This is a genomic window from Burkholderia sp. Bp8963, from assembly GCF_003854275.1.
Classification (GTDB): domain Bacteria; phylum Pseudomonadota; class Gammaproteobacteria; order Burkholderiales; family Burkholderiaceae; genus Burkholderia.
In genome coordinates this window covers 168652-179711 of record NZ_QTQP01000009.1, presented here as the reverse complement: position 1 = coordinate 179711, position 11060 = coordinate 168652, and the positions used below count along the sequence as shown (strand labels likewise).

General features: G+C 65.6%; 12 protein-coding genes. 6 read left to right on the top strand and 6 right to left on the bottom strand.

Features of this window, described 5'->3' with window-relative positions; genetic code table 11:
- The first annotated feature begins 4 nt into the window (after nt 1-4).
- The 4 genes from DID96_RS10430 to DID96_RS10415 all read left to right on the top strand — a co-directional run bounded on the left by DID96_RS10430 (nt 5) and on the right by DID96_RS10415 (nt 5356).
- On the top strand, nt 5-2809 hold the full coding sequence (locus DID96_RS10430) for a toxin VasX (RefSeq protein ID WP_124599272.1): 2805 nt from the start codon (nt 5-7) through the stop codon (nt 2807-2809).
- Entirely contained in the window at nt 2806-3777 is a 972-nt protein-coding gene (locus tag DID96_RS10425; RefSeq protein WP_124599271.1) for a DUF6708 domain-containing protein, read from the top strand. The genes DID96_RS10430 and DID96_RS10425 overlap by 4 nt, the downstream gene beginning before the upstream one ends.
- Before the next feature lie 178 nt (nt 3778-3955).
- A complete protein-coding gene (locus DID96_RS10420) occupies nt 3956-4222 on the top strand; it encodes a PAAR domain-containing protein (RefSeq protein WP_124599270.1) in 267 nt (88 codons plus the stop codon).
- Between the two features lie 48 nt (nt 4223-4270).
- Nucleotides 4271-5356 carry a hypothetical protein gene (locus DID96_RS10415; protein ID WP_124599269.1) on the top strand — a complete coding sequence of 362 codons (1086 nt, stop codon included), beginning with the start codon at nt 4271-4273 and terminating at the stop codon, nt 5354-5356.
- Nucleotides 5357-5367: 11 nt separating this feature from the next.
- Here DID96_RS10415 and DID96_RS10410 read toward each other — a convergent pair whose 3' ends face one another.
- The 4 genes from DID96_RS10410 to DID96_RS10395 are packed head-to-tail and all read right to left on the bottom strand — an operon-like array spanning nt 5368 to nt 7856.
- Nucleotides 5368-5838: a DoxX family protein gene (locus DID96_RS10410; protein WP_124599268.1), complete on the bottom strand. Its 471-nt coding sequence runs from the start codon at nt 5836-5838 to the stop codon at nt 5368-5370.
- Nucleotides 5835-6668: a DNA-binding domain-containing protein gene (locus DID96_RS10405; RefSeq protein ID WP_124599267.1), complete on the bottom strand. Its 834-nt coding sequence runs from the start codon at nt 6666-6668 to the stop codon at nt 5835-5837. The genes DID96_RS10410 and DID96_RS10405 overlap by 4 nt, the downstream gene beginning before the upstream one ends.
- Entirely contained in the window at nt 6640-7530 is an 891-nt protein-coding gene (locus DID96_RS10400) for a DUF692 domain-containing protein (protein ID WP_124599266.1), read from the bottom strand. The genes DID96_RS10405 and DID96_RS10400 overlap by 29 nt, the downstream gene beginning before the upstream one ends.
- Before the next feature lie 14 nt (nt 7531-7544).
- Nucleotides 7545-7856, bottom strand: a complete 312-nt coding sequence (locus tag DID96_RS10395) for a DUF2282 domain-containing protein (RefSeq protein ID WP_124599265.1) — start codon at nt 7854-7856, stop codon at nt 7545-7547.
- Nucleotides 7857-7984: 128 nt separating this feature from the next.
- On the opposite strand from DID96_RS10395, the gene DID96_RS10390 reads away from it, so the two are divergent.
- Nucleotides 7985-8641 carry a sigma-70 family RNA polymerase sigma factor gene (locus DID96_RS10390; protein ID WP_124599264.1) on the top strand — a complete coding sequence of 219 codons (657 nt, stop codon included), beginning with the start codon at nt 7985-7987 and terminating at the stop codon, nt 8639-8641.
- The gene (locus DID96_RS10385) at nt 8638-9297 is read left to right on the top strand and encodes an NrsF family protein (protein ID WP_124599263.1); all 660 of its coding nucleotides are present in this window, start codon (nt 8638-8640) and stop codon (nt 9295-9297) included. The genes DID96_RS10390 and DID96_RS10385 overlap by 4 nt, the downstream gene beginning before the upstream one ends.
- Before the next feature lie 227 nt (nt 9298-9524).
- Here the strand turns inward: DID96_RS10385 and DID96_RS10380 are convergent, their stop codons facing one another.
- Nucleotides 9525-9776 carry a hypothetical protein gene (locus tag DID96_RS10380; RefSeq protein WP_124599298.1) on the bottom strand — a complete coding sequence of 84 codons (252 nt, stop codon included), beginning with the start codon at nt 9774-9776 and terminating at the stop codon, nt 9525-9527.
- 80 nt (nt 9777-9856) lie between these two features.
- A complete protein-coding gene (locus DID96_RS10375; RefSeq protein WP_124599262.1) occupies nt 9857-10996 on the bottom strand; it encodes a patatin-like phospholipase family protein in 1140 nt (379 codons plus the stop codon).
- Nucleotides 10997-11060 lie beyond the last annotated feature (64 nt).

Below are 11060 nucleotides of genomic sequence, written 5' to 3'. Positions count from 1 at the left end.
CACCATGACAACCCACACCCTGCGGGCCGTGCAACCGGATCGCCCCAACGCCAAAACCTGCGACGGCATTTCTGCAATGCCCTGCGAGCGCGGTATTCCGATCTATCCGCTGCGCTATGGCATTGCGGACAAACCGTACGATTCGAAGTCCTATCCCAAGCTCAGTGTCACGGCCTATCCCACGCTGCAAGGGGGCAAGGCCTACGGTCTGCGCATGCTGCGCCCCGGCACCTACGTCTATCTGCTCTTTTATCAGGGTGGACGCATGATGACGACGCACTACAAGGTGACCGCCGACGTCCGTTTCGCGCCCATCAAGTGGACCCCGGCGGATTACAACGATGCTGCGCCCGGTCGCATCGCGCGCCCCGACGAAGCACGCGCGACCCCCTATTTGCTGGCACCGGACAATGACACAGCCGATACCGTCTATCTGATGGTCAGCGACACGCTGCTGACGCACGGCACGCTCTGGTGGATCGAAACGAACGAGGGCGGACTGCGCGACACCTTGGCGACCACCGTGAAACCCAGCGGCGGCCCCGAGCAACATCACGCGTTCGATGCGGTGCTTCTGGGTAATGCCACACCGGAAATTGTCGCCTCGGTGTCGGGCGTCGCCCTGGACTACCCGTGGAGCGAAATCAAGCTCAGCGCCGACAAGCCCGACCACACCCGCATTCTCAGCGCGATGCACATCGCGTTGGCGCCGCGCAAGGACACGCAACCGTTGGCAGTAGTACTGCAAGACCCGATCGGTATCGCCAGTGAACTTGGGCACCTCTGCGCGCTGGAAGTGCAAAAGCGCGACAACTTCCAGAAGGCCAGCAAGCACCGGCTGCAGAGCGCCGCGTTGATCGATGGTTACTTCACTTATGCCGAACGGCAGGCCCAGGCAGCGGTGATACAACACGCGCTCCACCGTCAGCGCGAGCTTGTCGACCTCAAGGGCGCACGCGCATTCCGTTCAACCTACGAGAACGCACTGAAAGCGTTGCAAGTGCCGATCGACAAAACCGGTGCCGACGTCACCGCGTGGGTCAAGCTGATGGACGCCTCCAGGCTCGTCGGCAGAGCGTTCTACCTGTTCGACCTGTCGTGCGCCGACAATGCGTGCGACTTCGAAATCGCCGTGCTGAACTGCCTCGCCGCCGCCGTGCACACAGAGGGCGGCCGGGCCGAGCTCGCGAGGATCATCGAGCAGCCACCGGAAGTCAGCCCGCTCTGGCAGGCCCTGGGCGCCGGCGACGAGCCGCTCATGAAGCGCTTCGCCAATCCGCTCGCCCTCGCCAAGCGCGTCTTCGAAGTGGTGGACACGATGCTCGACGCGCGGCCCGGCACCATCGTCACCGACATGCTCGCGCGGCTCATCTATCCCTATGTCGCCACGGCCCCTGTGGAGAAGGCCGACATCCAGGTCAGGCGCTGGCGTCATCTGGCCGAACGTCGCTTCGCTTGCGTGCTGGGTTGCCGGCCGGTATCGCGCGACCAGTACCTCGCGTGGAGCCTTGAGGTGCAGGGGTATGCCACCTTCCAGGACCGCGAAACACGTTGGAGAGTCCGGGTCGATAGCGCGCCGGGCCCGCAGCCCGGCACCACGCGCGTGTCGGTGGTCGAACAGGTCGACGTGTGCGAATTTGAAACGGTGGGCAACACGCATGTCATCGGGCAGCCCAAGCCGATGGATCCGTCCGGCAACCCGTTGTTGCGCAATCTCAAGCGACTGCAGGGGCCGGTGGGCGTCGGCTTTACCTGGATCGGGGGTGGGTTGGCGATTTGGGGGATGAGGAATGCGATTAGCGATCTAACTAGCGAACCGAAGGTCGTCGAAAACTGGGGCGGGTTCTTTGGTTCCGGTCTTGCGCTGGTCGGAGCCTCAATTGAGATCACCACGCTTCACTTCTCCAGGCGAGTCGCAAAGCGAGGCAATGATGCACTGGCCCATGTCATTAAAGCCTTCGGCTTGAAGTGGGGAACCACGGTACTCGGTTCGACAGCCGCCGCGGTGTTGGCAGTCACAGACGGTGCACGCAGTGTGAGCGCCTGGAACCAGGCAAATCCGGAACAAGCCGATATGTATCTGAAATCCGCCTTGTTTGGCGGCGTCTCGGCCTTCGCCGCCGCCGCGGGCGGCGCCGTCAGCCTGGCGGCCCTGAGCGGCACCGCCGCCCCGCTCTGGACCCTGGGCATTACGCCCTTCGGCTGGGCGCTGATTGCCATTCTGGCAGTAGGAGCCGTCGTCTATTTCACGATGCAGGCGGACGCGGCGCAACACGGTCCGGTGGAAATCCTGCTCCGCCACTCCGCCTGGGGCGTCCTTACGCCGCGCTTCTCGCTGGCGCAGGAACTGGAAGCCTGGCATAGCCTGCAATACAGCCCTCAGATCAGTGCCGTGTGGGATCCGGAGTATGGTGTCGCCGGCATCCTGCGGCTGCGTTGCACCGTCGCAGCCGGATACGCGGCGGATGACCTGCAGGCCGATCTACGGGTGGTCTTGCGAGGACAGCCGCTGCAAAAGATCGACGCGAACAGCGCGCTGACTCGCCCGGGCGCCGCGATCAATTTCACGAGCCATTACGTCATGGGGCCGCTCACCGATGGCGTGGGCGTGGAGCGTGGCTGGCGCATCGCCATGCACAAGGATGCCCAGGTCGAGTTGAAGTACTTCTTTCGCCCCGATCCGCAAAAACTACCCACGATCGGAGTGGAACAGCCCGGTGCGCCCGAGCCGCTGGTCTTTTCCTCGTCCGGCTGGCTCTCCCCGACCATTGATCCGGCCAAGCTGGCCCCCGTCAGGCCTCCAAAATGAAACATACTCCCGGCACCCTCCGGCGCCTGCCTACCAGCCTGCTCATCGGCGCCACCCGCTTGCGGCGCGGCGTACTGAACCGCCACGCCATTCTCAGCATGCCTGACTTGCTACGTCAGGCATTTGGCGTACGGCGCGTGAACGCGCAGTGTGTCGAGTTGGAACTCCAAGGCAACATTTTGCGGAACGTATATGCCAGTGGAATCGGAGTTGTAGCTATAGCGTGCCTCGGGATCTCCGCATTGGGCCTCTATGTGGTAGACGCGCGTATGACTTGGAGACTTGTTACGTATCCAATTGGTATGTCCGTGCTAGCAGTGTTCGTCGCAGGCGTTATATATCTGCTTACTCGCAGTTTTTCTGGTCGCTTCCGGGGCAGCTTCGTGCGCCTCCATCGCGGCACACGAAAGCTCTATGTCGTCAGCCCCTACGATCAGCATTTTACGGAGCTGGACTGGGACGCCCTCCAGGCCTTCGCCGGCTACGTCCCGGTCGTCAGTGCCGCCGGCTATTCCGACCTCTATCCGCTCTACCTGATCGGCATTGACACGCACCGCACCCCACCGCATGAGATCTGCGTCTCCTGCGGCAATATGGGCTGGCGCGACCAGGGCGCGTCCGCCCAACAGCTTTGGGATTATCTGCAGATCTTCATGGACGAAGGAGCGGATGCACTAACCAAGCCACCGCCCGTGCCGCCACGTCTGTCACGCAAGCATACCTTCCTGCGCTGTTACCGCGACTGGGCTGCCAAGTTCCGCACCGACCTGCCCACCGCAAAGGACGGGCTGCGCAAACCGTGGCTCGTGCTCGGCAAGCTGATCTGGCTGGTCTGCATGGTCTTTCCCGACAGCCTCGCCGAGGTCATCGAATACAACGTGCCTTATGCGCGGTTTCCGGACGAGATCGATGCGCTTTGTGGTTTGGCGGACGAGGATGCAGCGGACCAGCCGCGCGTTGAGGCATGAGGATCGACATGCGTCACGACCGCGCGCCATGTCACGTGAGCCACTGCGTCAACTGGTATCGGCACGTCTCGATCCCGCCCATGCGGAGGACCGGCAACGTGGCGCGAGAAAGATGACATGAAAGCACCCGATTACCGAAGAACGGGTCAGGTACGGGAAACAAAAGGAGCGTCGAACGATGAGTTATGGAGCAATTCGCTTGGGCGACCGTCATTCCGGCGGCGGCGTCATGATCGAAGCCTCGGGCTTCCCGGTGGACGGTGTCCCGCAATGCCTGCTGGGCGACAACGCAGAATGCCCCACGCATAACGGGCTATTCCCGCTGGTATCCGGCGGCGATCAATTCGCGCTATGCGATGGACGTCCGTTGATTTTCGAACCGGCACAACTGGCCTGCGGCTGCCATGTAACGTCGTCGTGCGCCGAGCACTACGCCAAGGTGTGAGCCGGCCTCACTGATGCCTCGCCAATCTCGAAGGTTACTGCCATCGCTATGGACTGCAAAGAAACCCAACCCAAACACCCGATCCTCGATCGCATTCCGCGCCTGCGCGCCGCAGCGGATCAGCACGGATTCGACTGCCTCGACCACGTCTGGAAGGGCTTGTCGGCCATGCACCGCTTCCGCTGCCGTCAAGGGCACGTGTTCGAAAGAACGCTGCAAACCTTCGGGCGAACCCGGCATTCGAAATGTCCGGCTTGTTCCGCCCAAGCGCACATGAGTCGCCTGTCGGAACTCGTGCGGAACGCGGGCGTGCGCTGCCTGGAACCGCACTGGTTGGGATGGGACGTGCCGCACCGCTTCGCCTGCGACCAAGGGCATACGTGGTCGCGCACCGGGAACAAGGCGTTACGGCATGCCGGCTGCCCTCACTGCGGCCGAGCGGCGGGCTACCGGCGCCGCTTGGCCGAAGGCCTGGTGCAACTCCAGAAGACGGCGGTTGCGCACGGCGGGGCCTGTCTGAGCACCGTGTACACCGGTGGAGCGGGACGGTATCGGTTTCGCTGCGCCCAAGGCCATGAATGGGACGCGCAAGGCGCCGACGTGGCGCGCCGGACGTGGTGTCCGACCTGCGCCCGGCTACGAAAGGTCACGGACTATCGCCTTTCCGACGGCTTGGCCCGCCTGCAACACATGGCTGCCAGGCGTGGCGGCCTGTGTTTGAGCGACACCTATACGGGTGTCGGTTCGCGCTATCGTTTCCGTTGTGCGCAAGGCCATGAATGGGAGACCTTGGGCCGGCGCATCCTGCGCGGCGGTTGGTGCGGGCCATGCGCCAACGAAAAAAAACGGCTCGGCATCGCGGCCGCGCATGAGGCCGCCCAAAAGAATGGTGGGCAATGCCTGTCGACGACGTACCGCAATACCACGACCAAACTCCACTGGCTATGCGAACGGGGCCATAGCTGGCACGCATGCCTCGCAACAATTCGCGCTGGCCACTGGTGCGCCGAATGCGCGCACATGGCGCGGATACGCAATCCCAACTCCAAGGCCTGGAAGCGCTACCGCGCCGTACCGCTCGATACGGACGTCGTGCTTTTCGCAGCTACCGGCCCAACCGATACACCGCCGTGATCGGCATGCGCTCATGCGTCTGCTCGCCAGCGCCGGCCCAGCAAGTGGTCGAGCGACAGCGCGCCCGCGCCGCGGCACAACAGCACGAGCAGCATCGCGGCCCACTGGATATGCGTCGGCCACGCCAGCGGATAGACGAAGATCTCGATCACCGATGTCATTCCGAGCAGCACCAATGCAACCGGCCTGACGCCCAGACCGAGCACCAGCAGCACCGGCATGCTCAGCTCGATCGACACCGTGATGTAAGCCGCCACATCCGGCGGCAGCACGGGCAGCCGGTATTCCTCGCGAAACAGTTGAAGCGCCGCGTTCCAGTCGGCGAGCTTGGTCATCGCCGAGTTCCAGAATATGGTTGCCACCGCGACGCGCAGCGGGATCGCGAGCAGCCAGTAAGGCACGCGTTCGAGCGCCTGCAGCGCGCGCAGATACCAGTTGCCGTCCGCCGCGCGCGTGTCGCCGGCGTGAGTCGGGCGAGTCATGTTGGGGATCCTCCATCGAACATCGAGCAGCCCGGCTGCAGCAACGCGCCGGCAAAGCATCCGCGCGCGAGGCAGATGCCGACGAGCGCATGTCCGTTTGCGTCGGGCGCGCGCGCCAGCGCCTCACCGAGCGCCTCGCCCGCAAACAGCGCCGTGGCGATGCGCGATTCGCCGGCGCTCAAACGCAGCGTATCGACGCCTTCCGCCACGCGTTGCACGAGCAGATGCACGGGGCCGTCCGCGAGTTCGATCGCGCGCAGCGCCTCGTCGTCCTGTTCGAGCACCGCGCGCCAGACGACGTCAGCCGGATACGCGCAGCGCAACAACCGCGCCGCCGGATGAGGCTGCAGCCGCAGCACGCGCAGTGCATCCTCGTCGAGCTGCGCGAGGCGTGCAGGATCGAGCGGCGCCATGTCGGGTGCGTGCAGCACGCCATTCACCTGCCATTCGAGCCGCGCGACGTCGGCCAGGTACGGCACCGACTCGGCTTGCGGCATCTGCGCGAGGAACGCGGGAAACTGCGCGCCGTATTCGTCGAGCCACGCACTGTGCGGCGGCGCGGCGCTGCAGAAAACGCGCGCGGCGCCCTCGAAGAACGCGGCGCCGACCAGACGCTGCACGGCGGGAAAAGCCAGGCGCAACGCATTGACTAGCACGCTCGTCGCGGTGTTCCGGTAGATGCTCAGGCGTGAGCGCGGATCGAGCCCGTCCGCGACGACCGCGGCCGCGGCATCGGCGTCCCTGTCGTCGCCCGCGTCGTCCGCGTCGCGCAGCAGGCTCCGGACCATCGCCTGCTGCAACTCAACCAGCGAGGGTGTGCGCAGCGTCATCGCGAATCGCCTCCAGTATCGTGTCCGCGGTTGCCGCCTCGTCCACCAGGATGTCGAGCGGCGGTACGTCGGTGTCCCATTCGATCAGCGTCGGCACCGGCCCGAAGCGTTGCAACGCCGTTTCGTACAGGGCCCAGACCTCCGGTGCGACACGCGAGCCATGATCGTCGATCCGCAACGTGCGCCCGTTGTCGAGCGGCCGCACGCTGTGGCCCGCAAGATGGATCTCGCCGATGGCGGCCGCAGGCAGCGCGTCGAGATACGTATGCGGATTCCAGCCGTGATTGCATGCGCTGACGTAGATGTTGTTGACGTCGCAGAGAATGCCGCACCCCGTCCGCTGCGCGACCTGCGCGAGGAACACCCATTCCGGAATCGTCGAATGCGCGAAGCGAAGATAGGTGGACGGGTTCTCGACGAGAATCGGCCTGCCGAGCGCCGTCTGCACCTGATCGACGTGCCGGCACACGACAGCGAGCGCCTCTTCGGTCATCGGCAGCGGCAGCAGGTCGGCAAGGTAGGTGCCGCCTGCCGCGCTCCACGCCAGATGCTCGGAAACGAGGCCGGGCTGCACGCGCGCCGCCACCTCGCACACGCGGGCGAGGTGCGCGGGATCCAGCCCGCCGGCGCTGCCGAGCGACAGACCCACGCCGTGCAGCGAGACCGGATAGTCGCGGCGAATCGCGTCCAGGTATTGCACGGCGGCACCGCCGCCCATGTAGTTCTCGGTATGCACCTCGAACCACGCCACCGCCGGGCGTTCGTCGAGCACAGCCCGATGATGGCGAAAGCGCAGCCCGACGCCGGCCCGGGCAGGGATCGGGCCGGCCGCCGCGCGCGTCAGGTCGACGGTGGCGCTCATCGCTGCAGCGACGCTCAGCTCGCCTTCGTCTTGCCGCCCGCGATCTTGCTGCAATCGCCTGCCGGCAACAGCACGAACGACTTCGGATCGCGCGCCTGCGTCGACTGGCCGGCGCACGAATGCGCGCCTTCGGCGCAGTCGTTCTTCGCGACCGCGTTGATGCCGTAGCACTTTTCGAGGTGGTTCTGTGCCATTCTGGCCATGTTGTCCTTCACGATCTGCGGCGGGTTGCCCATGCCCTGCGCGTGCGCCGGCAGCACCTGCATCGCGAGCGCCATGCCGACTGCAGCGGACAGCGAAGAAATGGTCGAAATGGATTGGCTCATGGTGTCTTCTCCGAGGGTTGCGATCGCGAAGTTGCGACCTTGTCAGAAAGTTCGGTCACGCACGACCAAAGGTTACGCGGCACGCTAAAAATCCTTCGCGCCGCCTGCCCCGTTTACTGATTGCGACCATGACCGACTCCAGAAACCGCCGCAGCACGCGAATCCGCCTGGTCCGGCCTGCGCCGGCGGCCGAGGAACTGCGGGCCCCCCGCCCGGATGACGCAACCCGGCCCGACGGGTCGCCCGACTGGTCCGTGCTGATGGCCTGCGCGCAGCTCGGCGAACGCGACGCGTACCGCCGCCTGCTTCAGAGCATCACGCCGTACCTGCGCAGTCTCGCGCGCCGTCACGGCATCCATCCCGACGCCGTCGAGGACGTCGTGCAGGACATTCTCGCGACCGTGCACGCGGTGCGTCACACGTACGCCCCCGAGCGGCCGTTCGGCCCGTGGCTGCTGACGATCGCGTCGCGGCGCATCGTCGACGCGCTGCGCCGCGACGGGCGTCTCGACGCGCGGGAAATCCCGCTCGACGACGAACATGAAACCTTGATCGGCGCCACAGCGAATCTGATGGAAGAGGCAACGGATGCGCGCGTGCTGCGTGAGACAATCGAGCGCCTGCCGCGCGGACAGCGCGACGCGATCCGGATGCTCAAACTCGAGGAAATGTCATTGAAGGAGGCAGCGATGGCGAGCGGCATGACCGTCGCCGCATTGAAGGTTGCGGTGCATCGCGGACTGAAAAGCCTGCGCAAGCTGCTCGTCAACGGAGACGGCAAATGAGGCCCACGTCCGACCTGATCGAATCGCTCGTCGCCGACGCGCGGCCGGTGCGCCCGCTGCGCTTGCCGGCCGCGCGGGCGGCGGGCTGGCTGCTGTTCGCGATCCTGGTGCTCGTGCTGGTCGGCGTCGCGCATGGCGTGCGGCCCGACCTGGTCGCGAAGCTCCGTCAGCCGGAGTTCGTGACAGGTGTCGCAGCGGCCGCGCTGACGGGCGTGCTCGCCGCCATCGCATCGTTCGTCGCCAGCGTGCCGGGACGGTCGCTGCGCTGGCTGCTATTGCCGCTGCCTGCCCTCGCGACGTGGCTGTCGACGATCGGCTACGGCTGCCTGACGGACTGGGTGAACATCGGTCCGGACGGCATCTCGGCGGGGGAAACCGCGCGCTGCTTCGCGACGCTCGGGCTCACGGGCATCCCGCTGTCGCTCGCGCTGCTGATCATGCTGCGCCACGTGGCCCGGCTCGCGCCAACGCCGGTCGTGATGACGGGCAGCCTTGCCGTGTCCGCGCTGACGACCGTCGCGCTGTCGCTGTTTCACGCGCTCGACGCAACGGTGATGATCCTGCTGTGGAATTTCGGCGTCGCGGCGGTTCTGTCGACGCTCGGCGCGCGGTACGCGCAGCGATTGTTCGGATGGGTGACGTCGCCCGTCCGGTGACGGCTCGGGCGGTCGAATGGCTGATGGGTCCGGTTGTCGGGCTGTTCGGGCGACCGGGCTGGCGGCAATCGGTATCGCCAACGCGCCGGACACGACGACGTCCGGATATCCGCTCGCTCACGCGCTCGGCTTTTACCTCGGCGAGACGATCTGCCGGCGCGTGAGCCCGATCGTGCGCGGCGCGCCGACCGGGATTCCCGGGCTGACCGCCGACGCGCGTCGAAACCTCAGACGTTGCCGACTTTCGTTCCCTTGACGGTCACGACGAACTCTTCGGCCGACTTGCGATGGATCGCGGCCATGACCGCCAGTTCGCGCTTGCTGCCCGGCTCGCTGGACCCGACGCCGGTCGCTTCTTTTGCCTTCGCGCCCGGCGGGTAGAAGACGAACGATGCGCTCTGCGGGGCATCCGGCTCGGCACGCAGGCGCTTGTTCAGGATCTTCAGATACTTTTTCTTCGAGACTTGCTTCACAGCCATGGCGTCCTCCTGAATGGATGTCACGTTGGCCAGCATACCAGCTTTGCCCGTGCGCCCGGCCCGTCAATGTCCCGACCGCGTCACGCGCGTGGTTGAGCAGAAGCCGCGTCGTCCGCGCTGAACACGGTCAGCCCTTCGATCGGATCCATCGGCGCGTCCCACGGGCGTGCCGCAATTGCGCGCATCGCGGCGTCGTAGCCGGCTTGCCGGCGGGCGGCAATACCGGCCGGCGTGAAATCGATGTCCTTCAACTGGTTGTCCCCGTCGAGCCGGGGTGCGGCGAGCTTGATCACGCGCATCGTGGTCTGGCAACCCCACGCGGCCAGCGCCTGGACTTCGGTCGTCGCGCGCTCGGCCTCCGGCACGTGCTTGACCAGTTCGCGAATCACATGGCGCAAGCCGTGGATCTGCTGTTGCCGTGCGATATGACTGTCGGTGCGGCTCGCGTACTGGATATCCTTCTGACGTTCCGATACCTGCCAGATGCTTTCCGGCTCGGGGCCGACCGGATTCCACATCTGCGCGGAGAAGATCACCGAACTCCTGCGCGGCTTGTCGTCCAGCACCACCTCGACCGGCGTATTCGAATAGACGCCGCCGTCCCAGTACGGCTCGCCATCGATCCGCACTGCGGGGAAAGCGGGCGGCAGCGCGCCCGAACTCATGATGTGCTCGACGGTGAGGCGCTGGTCGCGCGAATCGAAATAGCGCATCGCGCCCGTGCAGGCGTTCACCGCACCGACGGTCACGCGCGGCCGGCCCGCATTCAGCAGATCGAAGTCGATCAGCGACACGAGCGTCTCGCGCAGCGGGGCGATCATGTAATACGACGCGCGATCGACGCCCAGGCGGGCCAGCGGCCCGAGCCACGACGCCGGATTGGGCCGGAAGAACCCCGCGATGCCGCCGCCGATAATCATCAGTTCTGCAAAGGTCTTGTCCCAGCCCGGCAGGAACGCGGGCGCGTGCAGGCGGGTGCGCTCGGTCACGCGGCTCCAGAACTCGTCCAGGCGCCGGGCGCGGTGCTCCGGCGGATTCCCGGCGATCAGCGCCGCATTGATCGCGCCGATCGAGGTGCCGATCACCCAGTCGGGCTCGATGCCGGATTCGTCCATCGCCTGATAGACGCCGAGCTGGAAGGCCCCCAACGCGCCGCCGCCCTGAAAGACGAGAACGACTTGCCCCGGCAATTCCATTCGGGCTGGCTGGCTCGCGTTCATGCTGTGCCTCGCGAAGTCTGGGACTGGGTCGGACCTCAATATATCGATGAAGTGTAGGCGATCG

What these genes read in the sequence shown, in the direction of transcription:
- DID96_RS10430 (WP_124599272.1), top strand. Translation starts at nt 5, where the DNA reads ATGACAACCCACACCCTGCGGGCCGTGCAACCGGATCGCCCCAACGCC.
- DID96_RS10425 (WP_124599271.1), top strand. Translation starts at nt 2,806, where the DNA reads ATGAAACATACTCCCGGCACCCTCCGGCGCCTGCCTACCAGCCTGCTC.
- DID96_RS10420 (WP_124599270.1), top strand. Translation starts at nt 3,956, where the DNA reads ATGAGTTATGGAGCAATTCGCTTGGGCGACCGTCATTCCGGCGGCGGC.
- DID96_RS10415 (WP_124599269.1), top strand. Translation starts at nt 4,271, where the DNA reads ATGGACTGCAAAGAAACCCAACCCAAACACCCGATCCTCGATCGCATT.
- DID96_RS10410 (WP_124599268.1), bottom strand. Translation starts at nt 5,838, where the DNA reads ATGACTCGCCCGACTCACGCCGGCGACACGCGCGCGGCGGACGGCAAC.
- DID96_RS10405 (WP_124599267.1), bottom strand. Translation starts at nt 6,668, where the DNA reads ATGACGCTGCGCACACCCTCGCTGGTTGAGTTGCAGCAGGCGATGGTC.
- DID96_RS10400 (WP_124599266.1), bottom strand. Translation starts at nt 7,530, where the DNA reads ATGAGCGCCACCGTCGACCTGACGCGCGCGGCGGCCGGCCCGATCCCT.
- DID96_RS10395 (WP_124599265.1), bottom strand. Translation starts at nt 7,856, where the DNA reads ATGAGCCAATCCATTTCGACCATTTCTTCGCTGTCCGCTGCAGTCGGC.
- DID96_RS10390 (WP_124599264.1), top strand. Translation starts at nt 7,985, where the DNA reads ATGACCGACTCCAGAAACCGCCGCAGCACGCGAATCCGCCTGGTCCGG.
- DID96_RS10385 (WP_124599263.1), top strand. Translation starts at nt 8,638, where the DNA reads ATGAGGCCCACGTCCGACCTGATCGAATCGCTCGTCGCCGACGCGCGG.
- DID96_RS10380 (WP_124599298.1), bottom strand. Translation starts at nt 9,776, where the DNA reads ATGGCTGTGAAGCAAGTCTCGAAGAAAAAGTATCTGAAGATCCTGAAC.
- DID96_RS10375 (WP_124599262.1), bottom strand. Translation starts at nt 10,996, where the DNA reads ATGAACGCGAGCCAGCCAGCCCGAATGGAATTGCCGGGGCAAGTCGTT.